The sequence below is a fragment of the Luteibacter sp. SG786 genome (assembly GCF_011759605.1).
Lineage (GTDB): Bacteria > Pseudomonadota > Gammaproteobacteria > Xanthomonadales > Rhodanobacteraceae > Luteibacter.
Genome location: NZ_JAAOYX010000003.1, coordinates 215,712 through 236,007 on the forward strand (window position 1 = coordinate 215,712; position 20,296 = coordinate 236,007).

Sequence of the window (20,296 nt, forward strand, 5' to 3'; positions counted from 1 at the left end):
ACATGCACCCACGACTTGCCAGTTGGCGCCTCGACGGCCGTACCGCCCTCGTCACCGGGGCAAGCAAGGGCATCGGTTATGCCTGCGCGCGCGAGCTGGCGGCCCTCGGTGCCGATGTCCTTCTCGTCGCGCGCGACGAGCTGGCCCTGCAGGAGGTACGCGACGAACTCGCCGACGAATGCCCGGACGTCGAAGTGCTGGGCATGGCTGCCGATCTCTCCGATCACGAAGACCGCCTGGCCGTGTTCGACTGGGTGGCCGACCTCGGCGCGAACCTTTCCATTCTGGTGAACAACGTGGGCGGCAACGCGCCCAAGGCCACGCTCGACTATTCGGAAGACGAGTACCGCGACCTGTTCGAACTCAACGTGTTCTCCGCGTACGAGATGAGCCGGTCGGCGTACCCGCACCTCGTGCAGCACGCGAACGCGGCCATCGTGAACGTGGGCTCGGTGTCGGGCATCGTGCACGTGCGCACCGGTTCGCCCTATGGGATGACCAAGGCCGCCTTGCACCAGATGACCCGTAACCTCGCCTGCGAATGGGCCGAGGACGGCATTCGCGTGAATGCGGTGGCGCCCTGGTACATCCGTACGCAGCGCAGCGAACCCGCGCTGGCCGATGCGGAATACCTGGAGGAAGTGCTCGACCGGACGCCGATGGGGCGCATAGGCGAGCCCGAGGAAGTCGCCGGGGCCGTGGCCTTCCTGTGCCTGCCCGCCGCGAGCTACGTGACGGGCGAGATCGTCGCCGTGGACGGCGGATTCCTGCGCTACGGCTTCTGACGCTAGAATCGGGAGTTCCCCCGAGGAACTCCCATGCACATCGGTATCGATTTCGGCACGAGCTACACGGCCGCGGCGACCTTCGTCGACGGTGAGCTGACCCACGTCGCCTTCGGCGACGCGAAGCAGTTCCGTACCGCCGTGTTCTTCCCCGAAGTGGTGCCCGACCCGACGAAACGTCGCGCGGCGGACACGGCGGCGGCAACCGTGGAAAGTTTCGAGGACGCCCTGTTCGGCGACGAGGCCGTCGCTGCCTATCTCGAATACGGCGACGGCAATCTGATCGAATCGCCGAAGTCGATGCTCGGGTTCCGCATGGATCCGCAGGTTCGCCGCGTGATCGTGCATATCGCCACCTACGTACTCGAGCACATCCGCCTTGCCGCCAGTCGCCAGCTTGGCGAAAACGTGCGCACGGCGGTGATCGGTCGCCCCGTCCATTTCCGCAGTTCGATGGGCGAGAAGGGTTCCGAGCAGGCGGTGGAGATCATTCGCGAAGCGGCCGCCGTCGCGGGCTTCCACAGCGTTTCCTTCCTGGAGGAACCTGCCGCGGCGGCGATGCACTACCACAAGCGCCTTTCGCACCGGCAGACCGCGCTCATCGTCGATATCGGCGGCGGTACCACCGACGTGGCCTTCGCCGAGCTGGGCGGCGACGAGTTGCCGAAGATCGCGCGCACGTGGGGCCTGGCAAAGGGCGGTACCGACCTCGACGTGAACCTGAGCATGCGCGCCTTCATGCCGGCATTGGGCAACAACGTAACCCGCGTGCCGGTGCACCACTTCGTGGAGGCGGCGAGCGTGCACAACCTGCCCAAACAGCGCGAGTTCCGCCGCCAGGACTATCGCTTCGTGGACGAGCCGTGGCGCTCCCGTCTGCAGGCGCTGCAACAGCCCGGCGCCACCACCCGACTCAACCAGACGGCGGAACGCAGCAAGATCGCGCTGAGCAGCCGGGACCGGACCGAAGCGGACCTCGGTTTTCTCGACCCCGGACTGGGCGTGAGCATCGTGCGCGATGACATGAACGAGGCGGCCGAGCCCTTCATCGAACGCATGCAGCGCCTGCTCGCCGACGTGCGCGAGGAATGGCCATCCGTGCCCGCCAGCATCTTTCTCACCGGAGGCACCTCGCGCTCGCCCATCGTGAAAGAAGCGGTCCGCCGCAGCTTCCCGGATATCCCGATGGTGGAAGGCGATCCCTCGCTGGGCGTGGTGTCGGGCCTTGCCGTTGCCGCGACGGAACTGGACGTCACCTCGGCCTGAGGCGCGGTTCCAGCGTTCAGTCGCAGCCTTGCAGCTGCTGTCGCAACTGCGCGTCCTTCGCTTCCAGCGGACCGCGTTCGCTCTTGAAGGCCTGGCGGATCGCGCGCTGGTTCGCCTCCGCCTCGTCGCGCAGCGCGCCGCAGGCCTCGGCCGGCGACAGCTGCCGGCACTGGTCCTGCACCCATACGTAGTTGCTTGTGGCCACCGCCGCGGCATTGCCCTTGCCGCGGTTCAACTCGGGCGCTGACGCAATGGCCGCGCCGCGGCTTCCGTACGTGTCGGCGAGCGACTGGCTGACCGCACCCAACACACCCAGGGGTGCCATGTACGGCTGCGGTTCTCCGTCGGGACTGGTATAGGGCTTGCCGTCGGTGGCACGGATGCAGCCGAACAAGGTCGGTGGCGGCGTGAAAGAGCGGGGCGCGACCGGTGCTGCGGCCGGGCCTTCTTCGGCGGCCGGCGGCGGACGAGGCGGAGCGGATGGCTCCGCCGGGGGAGCCGGGTCCGCCAACTGGATGGCTTGCTGCCGCTGGCCCTGCGCGCAGGGCGTCTGCTGGTAGATCGTGCGACCGCCGGCCTCGCACTTGTAGACGGTTTCACCTGCTGCGCCGCCGGTCGCAGCCAGCGCGATCGCAACCGCCGCGCCGCGCATGGCGCGCACGTTCAGAACTCCGCCACGTGGTCTTCGGAGGCCAGCCCCAGCGTCATGGCGCCTTCGCCCACGTTCACCATGCCGGTGATGCCCATGGGGCTTTCCAGTATCTGCACGCCCGCGTCGTCACAGGTGCGAACGAGCCGGCTGTACCCTGGAAGGTCGCGCATCTCGTCGAGGTCGCCGCCGTAGCTCAGCGAAAGCGAGGGAACCATCAGGCCCGCCTGCACGCGCTTCGCCGCGTATTCGAACAAGGCCAGTGCGCCCTGTTCGAAGCCGCGGATCTTGCCGACCGGCCCCGTTTCGCCGCGATGGGCGCGGAGGATGGGCTTGATGTCCAGCGCGGTGCCGAGCATCGAACTCAGGAAGCTGACGCTGCGGTCGCCCTTGCTGCGGGCGCGCGACCGCAGGTAGTTGAGGTCGCGCGGGAGCATGTAACCGTACGAGCAGTCGGCCACCTGCGCCGCCCGTTCGCGTACTTCGGCCGGCGATTTGCCCGCCTGGATCATGCGCACGGTTTCCGCAATGGCGGGGCCCGCTCCGGCGAAAATGTTCCGCGTGTCCACCACGCGCATCAGGAAGGGGCCCGAGCGCCCGGCGGCCTCGCGCACGGGGCGGTAATTCTTGAGGATGGCGAAGCTGGCCTTGATCACGTTGTCGTGAATGGGGCTGCGCGTGGCCATGATGGTGAGGCACACGACGCAGTCGTATTCCTTCACCAGGCGGTCGAGGAAGAGGGACTGCACGTCCTCCACCGAACTGGCCTCGGTTTCGGCCGAATGGCTCCGGCTGCCCAGCTTCCGGTCGCGGAAGCGCTGGATCTCGGCCGGATCGCGGTCGTCCTTGAACCGTTCGGAATCGACCTTTACCGCGATGGGCATCACCGCGATGTCGTTCCGTTCCAGAAAGTCCTGCGGCACGTCGCAGGCCGCATCGATCGCCACGCCGATCCGCATCGGCCACTCCCGCTCGAACCCCCCTGGGTTCCTTCAGGCCGATGCTACACTTGCACGAATGAATTTGGCACTCCGCCGGCGTGGCGTCGCCGGTAACCGTGTCGTCGGCTTGAAGTCCACCGACGGCGCACGCGCATCCGGATTCGACATGAAAACCAAGAACGAGATCGTCTCCAACTGGCTGCCCCGCTACACGGGCACGCCCCTGGAGGCCTTCGGCCAGCACATACTGCTGACCAACTTCGGCCACTACGTGGACCGCTTCGCACACGAACACGGCGTGGAAGTGCGCGGCCGCGACCGGCCCATGCCCAACGCCACGGCCGACGGCATCACCCTGATCAACTTCGGCATGGGCAGCCCCAACGCCGCCACGATCATGGACCTCCTGAGCGTGATCGAACCCCAGGCCGTGCTGTTCCTCGGCAAGTGCGGTGGCCTCAAGAAGAAGAACGCCATCGGCGACCTCGTGCTTCCGATCGCCGCCATCCGCGGGGAGGGCACGTCCAACGACTACCTGCTTCCCGAGGTGCCGGCGCTGCCCGCATTCCAGCTGCAGCGCGCCGTCTCCACCATGATCCGTGACCTCGGCCACGACTACTGGACGGGCACTGTCTACACGACCAACCGCCGCGTGTGGGAACACGACGACGCCTTCAAGGAATACCTGCGCCGCACCCGCAGCATGGCCATCGACATGGAAACCGCGACGATCTTCGCCGCCGGCTTCGCCAATCACATCTCCTGCGGCGCACTGCTGCTCGTCTCCGACCAGCCGATGATTCCCGAAGGTGTGAAAACCGAGACGAGCGACGCCGCCGTCACGGCCAACTTTGTCGAGCGGCACATCAAGGTCGGCGTGGAAGCGTTGAAGCTGGTACGTCGTCACGGTCGCAGCGTGAAGCACCTGCGCTTCGAGGACGACGGGGAGTAGTGCAGAACAAAAAAAAGCCGCCCGTGGGAGCGGGCGGCGATCTGGGGATGTTCGCACCGGTCGCGCGCCCAGGGGCACGCGCCATGTCTTATTGTGGTGTTGCTTCAGAGAGAGAAGTCGTACTCGGCCGAAAGCTGCACATAGCGAGGCTGCTGGAAGCTGGTGGGAATCTTGTAGGTGCTTCCCGCCAGCGAATTGCCGCTGTTGTCCTCGCCTACTTCGTTGATCGTGGTGGTGTGCTGCTTGTTGAAGATGTTGAACACGCTCGCCGAGATCGTCACGCCCTTGGCCCATTCCGGTTTGTACGACGTGTTGAGGTCGATATTCCAGTACGTGGGCGTGCGGCCGACGGAACCGCGCTTGACGATCATGCCGCTGCAATAGAGATAGGCGCCGCCACCGTATCCGCCATCGACCTGGCCGTCGATCGGGTTGAGGCCATAGCAATTTTCCGGGCGGCCCGTCTGCAACACGCCGTTGGCGCCGATCAGCCATTCGGGCGTGATCTGCCACGCACCATAGATCTTGAAGGTGTGCTTACGGTCGTTCGGCAGGTAACCGTTCGCACCGGCCATGATTTCCGGATAGTCGAACAGCTCGGTGGTGCCGGTGTCCGCCTGGCCGTTGCTTGAATCCACGCCACCCTCGGCATTGCCGCGAGTGTGCGAGAACACGTACGACGTCTTCAGGTACCACACATTGTCGAAGTTGCGCTCAGCGGTGAGCTGGAGGGCCATGTACGAGCGCTTGTAGCTCGGCTCGCCTACGGCCGTACCGGGCAGGTGGATGTCGTACAGCGTGCCCGTGGCATCCACCGGCGTCCTCAAGGTGACCGAACTGCCGGGGTTGAAGATGTAGCAGCCCGGCACGTTGGACGCGGCCGGGGTGAGGCTGTTGGTATCCAGGTTGAGGCCGTACTCCGCATTGGCGGCTTTTGCGATCGGGCGGAAGTCGCAGGCATCGTCGATGCCCGTGAGCACCTTGCGGTAGATCGCCTTCGCGCCAAGCGTCCAGTCCGCTACCTGTTGCTGGGCTCCGAGGATGAACTCGCGCTGCTTGAACGGCTTTAGGTCCCTGGTGGCCACGGCGTCCGGATTGGGCACCACACCGGCTTCGCCGTTGGCGTACACGGTGCCGGTGCGCGATGGGAACTGCGCCCCGTATGCCGCGGGTACCGGGCCGAGCCCAAGCGGCGCGCCGGTGACCGGATCCACGCCGGTGTAGCTGAAGTAGCGGATCTGGTAGAGCGACGCGGCGGCGCCGCGCAACGCGACGTTGCCGTCGAGCGGCAGCGAATAGTCGCCCGCACTGCCGTACACCTTCAGTGACGAATCGCCATGCACGTCCCAGGAGAAACCCAGGCGCGGTTGCCAGCTATGCGTCTGGCTGACATACGTCTGGCCGAGGCTGTTGGTGTTGTTGAAGCCGTCGTTACGCACGCCGATGCGAGCGACGAAGTTGTCGCTGACGTGCCAGTTGTCCTGGAGGTAATACGACTTCTGCGTGATACCCACTTTCGCGCCGGTGGCGAATACGGCCTGCTCCACGACGCTGTCGGCAGGATCGAGTCCCGGGGCATGGCCCAGGATGCTTTCCGGAATCGACTGGTAGGTATACGTCGAGCCGCCTTCGTAGGCGGTGCCGGTATCGGTGGTGAAGTGGTCGCGCGCCCAGCCCGCCTTCAGCTCGTGATCGCCCAGGTGGTACTCGAAGTCGATGCGGCCGGCGTTACGCTTATCCTCCCCATCGGGGGTGTTGAGCGTGCCGGTGGTGAACGAGCAGTGCGGATAGCCCGAGGCGCCGTCGTTCACGGGCGTGCGGTGGTCGTTGATGATCGGGCAACCGGGCGAATTCACGGCGTCGAAGATGTTGCCGTCGTACTGCTCCACAACACCATCGGCGGTCGTGGCGCGCTCGATGCGCTTGTTCACGCTGGTGCCGTACTGCGCGGATATCGTGAAGTCGTCGGTGACGTAGCTGGTGTACTTGAGGATGTTGTTCATCCCGCCGGTCTTGTCGTACACCTGGCCGAGGTAGTCGCCGCGGTGGGGCTGGCCATTGTCGTCGTAGCTGTAACCGTAGACGCTTTGTTGCTGCGTGCTGGAATCACTGAAACCCGTGTATTCGAGGATGTTGCTCTCGTTGATGTTCCAGTCCAGCTTCACCAGGTAGCGCGGGTCGCTGATCGTCGTCTTGTTGAAGTTGCCGCCACCGGTCGTATCGCCATAGTGCTCGTCGGCCGTGCGCGTCCCGCCCACCAGGGCGAACAGGAACAGCTTGTCCTTGATCAGCGGACCGCCGAGCCACGCGTTCCAGCGCTGGCCGAAATCGGTGGGGCTGCCCGTCTGGTTGTTGCCCATGACGTAGTTGCTGTTGTGGCGGTTGTTCTGCAACAGCGCGCCATTACGCAGGTACACGTTCGGCTGGTTGGCCTGGAACTGGTACGGGTTCCAGGTGTAGTCGACGCCGCCCTTCCATTCATTCGTGCCGCGCTTGGTGTTTACCGAGATGACGCCGCCGGTGGAATTACCGTACTCGGCCCCGTAACCGCCATCCTGGATTTCCTCCTGGTCGATCGCTTCAAACGGCACCTGCGCGTAGGTGAGGCTTTGGAAGAAATTGGTGACGTTGAAGCCGTTGACGTAGTAGCTGTTCTCGGCCACCGACGCGCCGCTGAAGGACGCAAGGTTGCCGAAGGCGCTGTCGCCGCGCGTGGCGCCCGGTGCCAGCAGGGCGACCGCCGTCTGGTTGCGGGCCAGCGGCAGCTTCTTGATCTGGTCCGAGGTCATCACCGTGTTGGTCTGGCTGGAGGTGATGTCGATGGGTGGCAGGGCATTCGCGGTGACCGACACCGTGGAAAGGTCTTCGGTGCCGGTCGGCGCGGCGAGATTGAGGTTGAAGCCCTGGCCGGCCACGACCTGCACGTCGCGTGCGGCGCTCTGGCCTCCCTTCGTCGAGGTGACGTGGTAGCTGCCGGGTGGAAGCGACGAAATGGTGAAACGACCATCGTTGCCCGCCGTGGCCGAACGACTGAGGCCACTCCCGGTATTGGTGGCGGTGACCTGCGCCCCGGCGTCCGCCGTGCCGTAGATGCCGCCGACCGTGCTCTGTGCGAAGGCGCCGGTCGCGATGAGCCCCAGTCCCAACGCGATGGCAAAAGAAAGCGAGCGTCGCTGCGTACGCTCCACCGAATGACGCGATCCCATGTGTTCTCCCGGCCAATGGCCCACTGATTCAAACCGTCGCCGTCCCTCGACGAGCGAAGCGGTTAACGAAACTGCAACAAGCGGATGCACGCTACGCCCGCCGACCAGGGCCGCTCAATGCGAGTTCCCTGAACACAATTTCCTCTGGATATTGCGTGCGCGGCGAACGCATGGGTCGTGCGCCTGCATCGCAAGGCGGCTTCGGCGCCACGGCTGCCTTGGGCATCGGAGGTCGCAGGAAGGTCCGTATACCGTTAACCCCTCGATGAAAAAATCTTCATTGAGTTCGGGATATTTCGACACTTCGCTTCGCGAACTCGCGAACAGATCTGGACGGCGTCGCTTTTTCCTGGTGGCGACATGGGCGGGCAAGGCCGCCGAGGCCCACCCACGACGCGAAAACCCACCATAAAAAAAGGCCGCTCCCTCCGGGAGCGGCCAATCTGGGGAGTGTTGCCACTTTCTTGTTATGGATCAGAGCGTGAAGTCGTACCGTGCGCCGAGGCGGACGTAGCGCGGATCCTGGAACGAGCGGGCGCGCAGGTAGTTGGGGTTCGGCAGTCCGGCGGCCGTCTCGCCGGTTTCGTAGTACTGCGTCACGCGCTGCTTGCCGAGGGCGTTGAACACGTCGGCCGACAGCGTGAGCTTGTGGTCCGCGAAGGCGGGCTTCCAGGCGGCGCTGAGGTCGAGCGTGTACGTCCACGGCGTGCGGCCACGGGAGCCGCGCGGCGAGGGCTGGCCGTTACACCAGAAGTAGTTGTTCTGGTAGTTGTACGGGTCGCCACCGGCGGATTCCGGACGAACGCCGAGACAGCTCACCGGGTAACCCGAGGCGATGCGCGTTACCGTCGAGAACTGCCATTCATCGGTTGGCGCGTACGTGCCGTAGATGCGCAGCTGGTGCTTCTGGTCGTTCGGCAAGTCGCCGTTCGTGTTCTCCATGATGGCCGGGAAGTCCCAGCTTTCCGTCGTGGAAACGTCAGCCTGCACGATGTTGGAATCGAGCTGGCCCTCGGAGTTGCCGTAGCTGCGCGAGTACGTGTAGTCGATCTTGCCGTACCACTTGTCGCTGAACTGGTGCTCGGCGTAGAGGTCGAGCATGTAGTACGAGCGTTTCGGCTTCGGCTCGCCGATATCCTTGGCGGAAAGCGGGATGCTCAGATACTGGCCGTCTGCCGGCGACACCGTGAACGTGTTGGCACGGCCGGGGTTGTACAGCCAGCAGCCCGTGCTTCGCGCGATGCCGGCCGCCACTTCGTCGCTGAGACCGTTGCGGTCGCCCCATGCCTGCAGCGGCGCCGAATCGCAGGTGTCGTCGATCAGGCTGCGCAGGCGGCGGTACATCGCCTTCGCGCCGACGGTCCAGTTGTCGCCGAGCTGCTTGTCGAAGCCGAAGATGTACTCATCCTGGTAGTAGGAGTGCAGCTGCTGGGCCGACACGGTCTTCGCATCCGGCGGCACACCGTTGGCACCGTTGTTGTAGTAGGTGGCGGACCACGGGCCGGTGCCGAGCCCGGTGGGCACGCCGCTGACCGGGTCGATGCCCGTGAAGCTGTAGAACTGCGAAGGATAGGTGGATGGGCCGGCGCCGCGCACGGCGACCGAGGTTGGCAGGCCGAGGTGGTAGCGGCCCGCATTGGCGTAGATCTTCAACGAGCTGTCGCCGTAGACGTCCCACGACGCACCCAGGCGCGGGTCGAGCTGGTGGCGCGAACTCGCATACGCGTCGCCGGAACCGTTGTAGTTGGTGAACTGCTCGTTGCGCAGGCCGATATACGCGTGCCACCGGTCGGAGATCTGCCAGTTGTCTTCCACGAACTGCGACCGCTGGTTCGTGCGTGCCGACGTGCCGGTGGTCAGGGCGGTGGATTCGACGTAGTAGCCATTGGGGAAGTCGGCCGGGTTGTACAGGTCCGGGTCGAGGCCGAGGTTGCTCAGGCGATTGCGTATCGACTTGCCGTTGCCGACGTCGGCGTAGATGTAGCCCGTGCCGCCCACGGGCACGGAACCCCACGTGGCGCGGAGCACATAGTTGTCCACGCCGGCACGCAGGTCGTGGTCGCCGATGCGGTATTCGATGTTCGCGCTCCAGCCGTTCGTGCGGTCCTTCGAGCCTGGCAGCAGGAACGAGGTGGCGCCCACCGTGCAGCCGGTCTGCGGATTGGCGGCGAATTCGACGCGGTTGTCGGTGATGCCGGGGCAGGTCCCGCCGGACGCGGAGTTGATGGTCTGCTGATGGTTGGAGCTCGACTTGCCGTACATCGCGTTGATCGTGAGATCGTCGGTGATGTAACCGGTGTAGTGGCCGATGTACATGTTGCCGCCCGGCGTGGCGTTGGTCTGCGTGCCGTTGTAGTTCTTGGTGTAGGTGTGGCCGAGGTAATCGCCGCGGCCCGTCGCATAGTCGTAGCCGAAGATGGAGGCATCGGTGGTTTCGGTATCGCCGATCCCAGTGAACTCGAGGATGTTGTTGTCGGTGATGTTCCAGTCGATCTTGCCCAGCCAGCGCGTGGTCTTGTTCGAGTCACGCTCGTCGTCGCTGACCGTGCTGGGTCCGGTGTAGTTTCCGGTCTGCTTGATCCAGTCGGCGGCCGCGAAGATGAAGAGCTTGTCCTTGATCAGGGCGCCGCCGAGCGAGCCGGAATACTGGAGGTTTTCCTGGTCGCGCAGGGCGTACGGGTTGCCGCGCTGGTAGAGCGTGCCGTCGGTGAGGCGGATGTCCTTCGGCTGCTGCGCCAGGCCGCTGGGCGAGAACAGCACCTGCACGTCGCCCTTCCATTCGTTCGAGCCGCGCTTGGAAACCACGTTGATCACGCCGCCAGTGGAACGGCCGTATTCCGCGCCGTAGCCGCCGATGAGCACCTGCTCCTGGTCGATCGCGTCGTAGGGCAGCTGGCGTGAACTCACACCCGTGAGCGGGTTGGTCGCCTGGAAGCCGTTGATGTAATACGCGTTCTCCGACGCCGACGAGCCGCCGAACGACAACGCATTGCCGTAGCCGCGCGCGGCGGGCGTGGTGCCCGGCGCGAGCAACGCCACGGAACTGATCGACGTGCGTGCGATGGGCAGTTTCGACAGCTGGTCGGCCGTGAGCACCGTGCGCGAGTCGACCGAGCTCACGTCGATGCTGGGCAGGCTGTTCGCCGTGACCTGCACGCTGCCCAGGGTGGTGGCATCCGCCGAGGTGGACGCGAACGACACGTCCGTGCCCTGGCTGATGGACGTCTGCACGCCCTTGTGCGAATCGACCACGGCGCCGTTGTGCATCAGCGAGACGTCGTAGCTGCCGATCGGGAGCGAGTTGGCACGATAGCGTCCGCCCGCGTCCACGGTGATGTCGCGGCGGAGGCCGGTGGCGGTGTTCTCGATATGGACGACGTCGCCGGGTGTGGCCGAGCCGAAGATGGAGCCGGTGGCGTTGCTCTGCGCGAGCGCTCCACCGGCGGCTCCCGTGGCGATGGCGAACGCCAGCGCGGCCACAAGTCGTCGGCGTGCGGTTGCCGGAGCATGGTTTGCGAACTGCATGGAAGTACCCTCCTGTGATTATGCGGAACGAAATCGGAGCGGCAGCACCCGTGCCCGCGCGGCACGCGGACAGGCCGCCGAAGAACGGCGGTGGGTTTGCGGGGAATGGGTTATCTCGCCGCCGTCACGCCGGATGCGCGCGACGGCGCGACGTCATGGCAGGCGGGCGAGCCTGTCCTCTTCTCGGAATGGGGGTACGGACCGATACGGGAACGGCATGGGGTTCTCCCCTGAAAAGCTCGTGCAGGGACATCGTCCATGGAGCGAAATCGTCGTCGACGAACGCACCGGAACCGATGCGTTTGCAAAACGTAAACCTCCGTTCCATAAGGGAACAATAGGAATAAGTCCTAAGCAGGTAATTGCGTATGATGTGCAGCATATTACGTCGGTCGAAGGTTCCTGTTGCCTCTTCCGGGGCCGGCCGCTAGCGTCGCCGCATGGACCTCGTCATCACTGTGCTCATCCTCCTGCTCGTCGTCGCGCTGTCCGGCTCGGTGGTGCGCATCCTGCCGGTCAGGCTGCCGCTGCCGCTGTTGCAGATCGCCCTTGGTGCGCTGCTCGCCCGGCCGTTCGGCATGCATGTCGAGTTCGATCCCGATCTCTTCTTCCTGTTGTTCATTCCGCCCCTGCTGTTCGCCGACGGCTGGCGTATTCCCAAGCGCGAGTTGTTCCTCCTGTGGCGTCCCATCCTGGCGCTCGCCATCGGCCTGGTGTTCTTCACCATCGTCGGGGTGGGCTACTTCGTGCACTGGATGATTCCCACGGTGCCGTTGGCGGTGGCGTTTGCGTTGGCGGCGGTGCTTTCACCGACCGACGCCGTGGCGGTGTCCTCGATGACCGGCGGATCGCGGATCCCGCCGCGACTCATGCACGTGCTTTCCGGCGAAGCACTGCTGAACGATGCGTCCGGCCTCGTTGCGTTGCAGTTCGCGATCGCCGCCGAGTTGACTGGCAGGTTCTCCCTGACTTCGGCCGCGGCGGATTTCGCCATGATGGCGTTCGGTGGCGTGCTGGCAGGGGCATTCGTCGGACTGGTGTTCGGGGTGGTCCGCCGTCGTCTCGTCCGTTGGGCCAGCGAGGTCGATCCGCCGAGCCAGGTCGCGCTCGTGCTCGTGCTGCCTTTTGCCGCATATCTGCTCGCGGAACATTTCGGCGTATCGGGCATCCTCGCGGCCGTTGCGGCGGGCGTCACGATGAACCGCACGGATGTATCGAAGGGCGGCTATGTGGCCACGCGCGTGCAGAACGGCGCTGTCTGGTCGATGCTGGAATTCGTCTTCAATGGACTGATCTTCCTTCTGCTGGGTCTGCAACTGCCCGGCATCGTCGACGACGCGGCGCTGGATCTGCGTCAGGCGGGAGGCGGCGAACCGTGGCACCTCGTGGCTTATGTGGTGGCGATCACGCTGGTGCTCGTGGTGCTGCGCTTCATCTGGGTGTGGGTGTCACTGCGCTTCATGCTGATGCGGGCCTGGCACCGTGGAGAGCAGCGACCGAAAGTCGGCACGCGCCTCGTCTGGACGACCGCGCTGGCGGGTGTTCGCGGTGCCATCACCATGGCCGGCGTGCTGTCGTTGCCCCTCATGAAGCACGGGGGCGTGCTGTTTCCGACGCGGGATCTCATGATCTTCCTCGCGACCGGCGTGATCCTCTGCACGCTGCTGCTCGGCGCCATCGGTCTGCCGTTGCTGGTGAGGGGGCTGAAACTCGACGGGGAAGATCCCCGTGTCCGGGAAGAGAGGAAAGCGCGAGCGCTTGCTGCGGAGGCGGCGCTGCGCGGCATTGCCGCGGAGCAGAAGCGCGTGGAGGACGGTGGCGACGATCGTTCCGTCGCGCTCGCCTCGCGGATCGCGGCACGTGTCATGGCCGATTATCAGCAGCGGCTGGCTGCCGCGGGCGAGGAAGGCGACGTGCCCGAGAGGGCACGCGCCGAAGTGGGTGCAGAGCGAGCCATGCGACTCGTGGCGTTGCAGGCAGAGCGAAAGGAACTGGCGGAACTACGCCGCACGCATCGGATCAACGACGAGACGATGCGCCTGCTCATGCGCGAAGTGGACCTGGCCGAAGCGGCGTTGACCGGATTGCATTCGGTTTGAGGCTCAGGCCGGAAGGCCGAAGAATGCTTCCGCCGTGCGCGTGGTCGACTCGGTCAGGGCCTCGCGCGTTTCGCCACGGTCCTTCGCCACCTCGTTGCGGATGTGCGCGAGGTACATCGGTTCGTTGCGGCGGTCCTTGGGCATCGGACGGATCGTGCGCGGGAGCAGGTACGGGGCGTCCGTTTCCAGCATCAGGCGGTTCGCCGGAATGGTGCGCACCAGTTCGCGCAGGTGCGCGCCGCGGCGTTCGTCGCAGATCCATCCGGTGATGCCGATGTGGCAATCGAGGTCGAGGTAGTCGCGCAGCGCCTCGGCGCTGTCCGTGAAGCAGTGCACCACCGCCGCAGGAACGCGGTCGCGATAGCGCTTCAGGATGGCTAGGAAGTCGTGGTGCGCGTCGCGCTGGTGGAGGAACAGCGGCTTGCCGACCTCCGCCGCGATCTCCAGCTGGCGCTCGAATACCTCCCGCTGCACGTCGCGCGGCGAGTAATTGCGGTTGTAGTCGAGCCCGGTTTCTCCCACGGCCCGGACCTCCGGCTCGCGCGCCAGTTCGCGCAGCAGGGCATCGGTGTGCCTGTCGTAGTCCACGGCGTGGTGGGGATGGACGCCAGCGGTGGCGAACAGCCGCCCGCCGCTGGCGCGTGCCAGCTCCAGCGCGTGCACGCTGCCCTCGCGGGATGCGCCGGTCACCACCATCCGGCCGACGCCATGCGCGCTGGCGCGTGCCAGCACATCGTCAAGATCTTGACGGAAGGATTCGTGGGTGAGATTGGCACCGATGTCGATCAAGTCCATGTTTTCTTTCGCGTTGACGAATGGGGTTGCACGGCGCAAAAGCGCGTTATTGCCATGCAAGATTATGAATTGGAACAGATATAGACGTCCGAACGAACTTTCGCCGGGGTTTCAGCATAGGCCGGAAGGATGATCGGAAAATGCGCGTCAAAATATTGACGTTCGCTTTTTCTTGCTGCTACGTTCCAGAGACCGCCGTCAGTAAGACGACGCGCGGGACAGGGTTGGAGGGATCGCAAGACCAACCTTTTTCGGCAGGGGATGTCCGCCAGGACACCAAAAGGGAAGACGGCGTTGGCCGTCTACGGCAATACCACGGGGCAAGGGGTAGTGCAGATGGTAAACCGTTCCGACGCGGAGCCTGCCAAGGCTTCGTCCATCCAGGGCAACGTGCCCGATGTCACCGGTCCGATGGGCCTTTCCACGTCATGAATCGTCGCCGTCGCGCCTGGCGCGACGGGCAGGATTTGGGTTGGCGTTGAGGGGAACGTCGAATCCTCGAGTGTTTACGCCGGCGAGGGGGTCTTCGCCGGTGGGCGTGCAGGGAGGGGTCCCGGCGCCGCACTAGGGAGGTACTGGTAATGACTTCACGAACACTGGCACAGGCCTTGGGTCTCGTGCTGACGGGCATGTTCACGGTGGCGGGAGCGGCCTACGCCGCCGAAACGCCGTCCACCCAGGCCACACCGAAGGCCACGACCGGGCAGAGCCTGCAGGTCGTCGCCATCGATCCGGCAACGGGCAAGCTGCGTGCGCCGACCGCCGCCGAGCAGGCCGCGTATGCCAAGGGTGCGCAACTGCGGCAGAGCCGCGTATCGGCACTCACCGGCCAGCCGCGCACCAACGCCGAGGCGGTGAAGACCGCCCGCAAGATCACGCTGCACAACGGCGCGAAGGCCACCGGCATGCGGCTGCCGCTTGAGCGCATGACCAGCGTGGTCGCCACGCGCGAGGCTGACGGCTCCCTCTCCATCCACCATGACGACCACGGCGCGCAGCCTGCGCCCAAGGCTCCGGAGGCAACCCGATGATCCGTCGCGGCCTTCTCTACTCAGCCCTTCTCGCAGCCGGACTGTGCGGTGCCGTGAGCGCCACCGCCGCCGAGATCAAGATCGTCAACCAGGACGTCGGTACCGGCCAGGGTCTCGACGACCACACGCCCGCCACGCCCATCGGCGGCAACCCGGGCACCACCTTCGGACAGCAGGCGCTCAATGTCTTCCAGTTCGCCGCCGACATTCACGGCGCTTACCTGAAGAGCAACGTCACGATCGTCAACAACGCCACCTTCGAGCCGTTGGAATGCGACGCCACGGGCGGCGTCCTCGGTTCGTCCGGTCCCCTTTCCGTGTTCACGTTCGACGCCGCCAACCTCCCGGCGGGCGCCAAGGCTGACACGTGGTATGCGGGCCCGACGGCCGACGCCCTTGCGGGCGAAGATCTCGATCCGGGTCAGGCGGACATCCAGAGCCAGTTCAACGGTGCGCTGGGTTCGCCGGGTTGTATCGAAGGCTCGAAGTGGTACATGGGCCTCGACCACCAGGTACCTGCCGGGCAGATCGATTTCCTCAACGTGGTGCTGCACGAGATGGGCCATGGCCTTGGCTTCCTCGGCCTCACGGACCTGAGCACGGGCGAGGACTTCCCGGGCGGCGCGGATTCGCATCCCGACATCTACGGTACCTTCGTCAAGCACAACGGCACCTTCTGGGATGACCTGACCGCTGCGCAGCGCGTCTCTGCCGCACTCGACGACGGGCACCTCGCGTTCTCGGGCCCGACCGTGGTCGCCGAGGCGCCGCTCGCCCTGAGCCAGCCCAACGTGTACCGCGTGTCGGCACCCGCCGCGGCCGCCGGCGATTACGAGTATGCGCAGGCCTCGTTCGGCCCGACCGCTACCTCGGCCAATTTCTCGGGCAGCGTGGCTCGCGCCACGCCGAACGACGGTTGCGCCGCCATCACCAACGCAGCGGAAATCGCCGGCAAGGTCGCGCTCATCGATCGCGGCAGCTGCGACTTCACGGTGAAGGCCCTCAACGCCCAGGCGGCCGGTGCCAGCGCGGTGCTGCTTGCCAACAATCAGCCCGCGGCGGTCACGCCCGGTGGCACGCCCGCCTCGCCGGTCAACATTCCGGTGATCCTGGTGAGCCAGACGGACGGCAACACGCTCAAGGCGAACCTCACCGGCCTGACCGGCACGGTGGCGAAGGGCACGGGCCTTTCCGGCACGAACGCGGACGGTGTGCTCATCTACGCGCCGGCGCAGCTGTCGCCGGGCTCGTCGTTCTCGCATTACGACACGCGCCTGACGCCGAACGCGATCATGGAATACGCGATCAACCAGGACCTCCGTGGCGAGATCGACCTCGACCTCACGCCCGCGCTGTTCCAGGACATCGGCTGGGGTATCGACCGCGGCAACCAGTTCCTGCTCCAGTGCGACACGGGCATTCCGAAGCTGGTCCCGGGCGGCATGGTCATCGGCGCCAACGTCATTGCCAACGCGAAGATCATCGCCGGCAATGCGGACGATGTGGGCGCCTATCGTGCGGGCGTGACGGCTTACGCCGCGCAGCTCGCGGCCGATGAGCTCATCACGGCCGACCAGGCAAGCAGCCTGAACGCGTGCCTCACCGATGCCCAGACCCAGGCGCAGTACGACGAGTGGGGTCCGCCGCCTGCACCTCCGGGCATCGCGCTCAACAACAACCAGCCGCTGGCCAACCAGAAGGGCGCGGCGGGTGCGAGCACGGTGTACACGCTCGCGGTGCCTGCCGGTGCGAAGACGCTGAACCTGCGCACCTACGGCGGTTCGGGCGACGTCTCGATCTCGGTCACCGATCCGAGCGGCAAGGTGAAGGACCAGCCGAATCGTCCGGGCAACAGCGAGATGTTCACCGCCGGCAAACCCGCGGCGGGAACCTGGACGCTCACCGTGAAGGGAGTCAAGGCGTACTCCGGCGTGACGGTGCTGGGCGCCTACACGCAGTGACGGCAAGAGGCCCCGGTTCGCCGGGGCCTTTTCCTTCGTGGGGAATGCGCACCGGTCCGCAGAATGGCGGGCTGCGTTCGGCGGATCCGGTGCCAGGGGTCATCAATCACAGGACACATCGTCCGCCGCGGCAAGCGACGGACTGGCGATGGGCCGCGCGTTCGCGCGCCCGCGCATCGATCGCTCACAAGCGGACATCTGGGAGGAAGGTTGACGTGAACACCATCTACAGCAAGGTCTGGAATACATCGCTCGGCATGCTCGTCGTTGCCTCGGAACTGGCAAAGGCCCATGGCAAGGGCGCCTCCTCCCGACGCCTGCGCGCCGCCATGGCTGCGCTGCCACTGGCTGCCGGCATGGCGCTGGCGCTGGGCAGCACGCCCGCACAGGCAGGCAACGTATGCGGCGGCTACCTGCTTGGTTTGCAAGGCAAGGCCCCGGTGGCAAAGGGCACCGACGCGTTCGCCTGCGGTACCGGGGCAAAGGCCGAGGGGGACTACAGTTCGGCGGTTGGCACGAAAGCGCGTAGCGACGGAGCCTACAGCGTGGCCGTCGGCAATGACGCCCAGTCGCTCGGTCTCTGGTCCACGGCGGTGGGCCAGGCATCCCGCGCCATCGGCATCAGTGCCGTTGCGATAGGTGAATCCGCGTACGCCAGCGGCTCGGCCAGCACCGCCATCGGCACGGATGCGCGTGCTACCGCGAAGAATTCCGTGGCGCTCGGCGACAATTCGATCGCGGATCGCGCCAACACGGTGTCTATCGGCAAGGTCAACGAAGATCGCCAGCTCGTGCACGTCGCCGACGGCACGCAGGCGAACGATGCGGTGAACAAGCGCCAGCTCGACAAGGTGTCGACCTCGGTCACCGGTGTCTCCACGCGCGTGGACGCGTTGACGCAGACCGTGGACGGCGTGTCGCAGAACGTGGATGCACTGGCCGACAGCGTCAGCGACGCCGCGCATTATTTCAAGGCGAACGGCTTGGGCGACGGTAGCGACGACGCTATGGCCACGGGCCAATATGCGACGGCTTCGGGTTCCGGCGCTTTCGCGGGCGCCACCGGCGCCACCGCCACCGGCAGCGGTGCGGTCGCCACGGGCCAGCAGTCGACGGCGACGGGTTATGGCGCGGTAGCGACGGGGCAGAACAGCGCCGCCTACGGTGCGGGTGCGCAGGCCGATGGCCCGGGCAGTGTCGCGGTCGGTGGCAATGCGGTGGACGAAGACGGCAATCCGCTGATCACCAACGCCGGTGTGCCGGTGGATACCGCGGCGACGAGCGCGGGCGTCGGCGGCACCGCCGTCGGTGCCAGCGCCAATGCGAGCGGCTTCGCCGCGACGGCGACGGGTGTGGGCGCGTATGCCTCCGGTGCGCAGTCGGCGGCGTTCGGCGCGGTCGCCAATGCGATCGGCGACTACTCGACCGCGGTCGGTACGCAAAGCGCGGCCACGGGTATCAGCAGCGTCGCCGTCGGCGAAACCTCGCAGGCAACCGGCGAGGAAAGCGTGGCGGTGGGCGGTACCGCTTATGGCGGCTTCATTCCGACGATGGCCACTGGCGTGGGATCGGCGGCCTTCGGCAACGGCGCCTGGGGCACGGCCGATTACACGACGGCGCTCGGCTGGTCGAGCACGGCCGACCATCTCAATGCCACCGCCGTCGGCGCGGTGGCGGGCGCGCTCGACGTCGGCGCGGTGGCGGTGGGTTACCGCAGCGCCGCCATCGGCGGGCTGACCACCACCGTCGGCACCAGTTCGTTCGTCTGGGGCGAGAACGCCTCGGCCTACGGTTCGAATGCGTTCGTCTGGGGCGACAACGCCACCGGCCTGGGCAGCGCCACGAACATCGACGGCGACGACAGCACGGCGGTGGGTGCAAACACCGAGATCGTCGGCAGCGGATCGACCGCGACCGGTGCCGGCAGCGCCGTGTATGGCGACGAGTCGACGGCGAACGGACACGGTGCCATCGCGACCGGTTCGGGCGCGTCCGCTTTTGGTGCGGGCAGCCTCGCCAGCGGCGATTACACGACAGCCGCGGGCCAGGGGGCTTTCGCGGGCGCCCAAGGTGCCAGCGCCGTCGGCAGCGGCGCGGTGGCGACAGGGCAGCAATCGACGGCCACGGGTTACGGCGCGGTAGCGACCGGCCAGAACAGCGCCGCCTACGGTGCGGGTGCGCAGGCCGATGGCCCGGGCAGTGTCGCGGTCGGCGGCAACGCGGTGGACGAAGACGGCAATCCGCTGATCACCAACGGCGGCGTGCCGGTGGATACGGCAGCGACCAGTGCGGGCGTGGGTGGCACGGCGGTCGGTGCGAGCGCCAATGCCAGCGGTTTCGCCGCGACGGCGACGGGTGTGGGTGCGTATGCCTCCGGTGCACAGGCTGCCGCGGTCGGTGCGGTGGCGAATGCCATCGGCGATCTGTCCACGGCAATCGGTACGCAGTCGCTGGCCAACGGCGTGCAGTCGACGGCGGCCGGTGCGGGTGCGGCCGCTTACAGCGACGGGTCGACCGCGCTGGGTACGGCGTCGAGTGCGTCGGGCGTGGCGAGCGTTGCCATTGGTGCCGGTGCGGAAACGGGCTTCGGTCTGTTCGGTCTGGAAAGCGCGAACGCGGTGGCGCTGGGCGCGGGCAGCTGGGCGCTGGGCGACAACGCCACGGCGCTGGGTGCGAACGCCTGGGCAGTGGCCGACAACGCCGTGGCGCTCGGCGCGGGTTCGTACGCCGACCGCGCGAACACGGTGTCGGTGGGCGACGTGGGCGCGGAGCGTCAGATCACGAATGTCGCCGCCGGCACGGAAACCACCGATGCGGTGAACAAGGGTCAGCTGGATGCGGTGGCGGGTAGCGTCAGTGACGCAAGCCATTACTTCAAGGCGAATGGCCTGAACGATGGCTCCGACGATGCGCTGGCAACCGGGCAGTACGCGACCGCGTCCGGTTCGGGCGCGTTCGCGGGCGCGGACGGTGCCACAGCGACCGGTAGTGGTGCGGTGGCGGCAGGCCAGCAATCGACGGCGACGGGTTACGGTGCAGTGGCCACCGGTCAGAACAGTGCCGCGTACGGTGCGGGTGCACAGGCG

At 66.2% G+C, this 20,296-nt stretch carries 12 protein-coding genes; 7 read left to right on the forward strand and 5 right to left on the reverse strand.

Translation table 11 applies throughout. The features are described 5' to 3' along the window. The first annotated feature begins 2 nt into the window (after positions 1-2). Together FHS47_RS16840 and FHS47_RS16845 are read left to right on the forward strand one after the other, a co-directional pair. On the forward strand, positions 3-785 hold the full coding sequence (locus FHS47_RS16840; protein ID WP_167030800.1) for an SDR family oxidoreductase: 783 nt from the start codon (positions 3-5) through the stop codon (positions 783-785). Positions 786-818: 33 nt separating this feature from the next. Next, positions 819-2,051, forward strand: coding sequence for an Hsp70 family protein (locus FHS47_RS16845; RefSeq protein ID WP_167030827.1), 1,233 nt, complete (start codon positions 819-821; stop codon positions 2,049-2,051). Between the two features lie 16 nt (positions 2,052-2,067). Here FHS47_RS16845 and FHS47_RS16850 read toward each other — a convergent pair whose 3' ends face one another. Then, positions 2,068-2,703, reverse strand: a complete 636-nt coding sequence (locus FHS47_RS16850; RefSeq protein WP_167032288.1) for a DUF4124 domain-containing protein — start codon at positions 2,701-2,703, stop codon at positions 2,068-2,070. A gap of 11 nt (positions 2,704-2,714) precedes the next feature. Next, the gene (locus FHS47_RS16855; protein ID WP_208382101.1) at positions 2,715-3,659 is read right to left on the reverse strand and encodes a DegV family protein; all 945 of its coding nucleotides are present in this window, start codon (positions 3,657-3,659) and stop codon (positions 2,715-2,717) included. A gap of 148 nt (positions 3,660-3,807) precedes the next feature. Here FHS47_RS16855 and FHS47_RS16860 point away from each other — a divergent pair, with 148 nt between their 5' ends. Beyond that, complete coding sequence (locus FHS47_RS16860; protein ID WP_167030830.1) at positions 3,808-4,593, forward strand: AMP nucleosidase; 786 nt, start codon at positions 3,808-3,810, stop codon at positions 4,591-4,593. 104 nt (positions 4,594-4,697) lie between these two features. On the opposite strand, the gene FHS47_RS16865 is transcribed toward FHS47_RS16860, so the two are convergent. Beyond that, the gene (locus FHS47_RS16865; RefSeq protein WP_167030833.1) at positions 4,698-7,799 is read right to left on the reverse strand and encodes a TonB-dependent receptor; all 3,102 of its coding nucleotides are present in this window, start codon (positions 7,797-7,799) and stop codon (positions 4,698-4,700) included. Between the two features lie 474 nt (positions 7,800-8,273). Continuing rightward, entirely contained in the window at positions 8,274-11,324 is a 3,051-nt protein-coding gene (locus FHS47_RS16870; protein ID WP_167030836.1) for a TonB-dependent receptor, read from the reverse strand. Between the two features lie 440 nt (positions 11,325-11,764). Between FHS47_RS16870 and FHS47_RS16875 the strand changes: the two genes are divergently transcribed. After that, a complete protein-coding gene (locus FHS47_RS16875) occupies positions 11,765-13,423 on the forward strand; it encodes a Na+/H+ antiporter (RefSeq protein ID WP_167030839.1) in 1,659 nt (552 codons plus the stop codon). A 3-nt stretch (positions 13,424-13,426) separates the two neighbouring features. On the opposite strand, the gene FHS47_RS16880 is transcribed toward FHS47_RS16875, so the two are convergent. Next, a complete protein-coding gene (locus tag FHS47_RS16880; protein WP_167030842.1) occupies positions 13,427-14,218 on the reverse strand; it encodes a TatD family hydrolase in 792 nt (263 codons plus the stop codon). Positions 14,219-14,799: 581 nt separating this feature from the next. Here FHS47_RS16880 and FHS47_RS16885 point away from each other — a divergent pair. From FHS47_RS16885 to FHS47_RS19620, 3 genes are all read left to right on the forward strand, one after another. Beyond that, positions 14,800-15,249, forward strand: coding sequence for a hypothetical protein (locus FHS47_RS16885; RefSeq protein ID WP_167030845.1), 450 nt, complete (start codon positions 14,800-14,802; stop codon positions 15,247-15,249). Continuing rightward, positions 15,246-17,210, forward strand: coding sequence for a PA domain-containing protein (locus FHS47_RS16890; protein ID WP_167030848.1), 1,965 nt, complete (start codon positions 15,246-15,248; stop codon positions 17,208-17,210). Before FHS47_RS16885 ends, FHS47_RS16890 begins: the two co-directional genes overlap by 4 nt. 215 nt (positions 17,211-17,425) lie before the next feature. Then, positions 17,426-20,296, forward strand: a 2,871-nt coding sequence (locus FHS47_RS19620; protein WP_208382102.1) for an ESPR-type extended signal peptide-containing protein, incomplete at its 3' end; no start/stop codon positions are given.

Excerpts from the sequence above, each read along its gene's own strand:
- FHS47_RS16840 (WP_167030800.1), top strand. The coding sequence starts at position 3 with ATGCACCCACGACTTGCCAGTTGGCGCCTCGACGGCCGTACCGCCCTC.
- FHS47_RS16845 (WP_167030827.1), top strand. The coding sequence starts at position 819 with ATGCACATCGGTATCGATTTCGGCACGAGCTACACGGCCGCGGCGACC.
- FHS47_RS16850 (WP_167032288.1), bottom strand. The coding sequence starts at position 2,703 with ATGCGCGGCGCGGCGGTTGCGATCGCGCTGGCTGCGACCGGCGGCGCA.
- FHS47_RS16855 (WP_208382101.1), bottom strand. The coding sequence starts at position 3,659 with ATGCGGATCGGCGTGGCGATCGATGCGGCCTGCGACGTGCCGCAGGAC.
- FHS47_RS16860 (WP_167030830.1), top strand. The coding sequence starts at position 3,808 with ATGAAAACCAAGAACGAGATCGTCTCCAACTGGCTGCCCCGCTACACG.
- FHS47_RS16865 (WP_167030833.1), bottom strand. The coding sequence starts at position 7,799 with ATGGGATCGCGTCATTCGGTGGAGCGTACGCAGCGACGCTCGCTTTCT.
- FHS47_RS16870 (WP_167030836.1), bottom strand. The coding sequence starts at position 11,324 with ATGCAGTTCGCAAACCATGCTCCGGCAACCGCACGCCGACGACTTGTG.
- FHS47_RS16875 (WP_167030839.1), top strand. The coding sequence starts at position 11,765 with ATGGACCTCGTCATCACTGTGCTCATCCTCCTGCTCGTCGTCGCGCTG.
- FHS47_RS16880 (WP_167030842.1), bottom strand. The coding sequence starts at position 14,218 with ATGGACTTGATCGACATCGGTGCCAATCTCACCCACGAATCCTTCCGT.
- FHS47_RS16885 (WP_167030845.1), top strand. The coding sequence starts at position 14,800 with ATGACTTCACGAACACTGGCACAGGCCTTGGGTCTCGTGCTGACGGGC.
- FHS47_RS16890 (WP_167030848.1), top strand. The coding sequence starts at position 15,246 with ATGATCCGTCGCGGCCTTCTCTACTCAGCCCTTCTCGCAGCCGGACTG.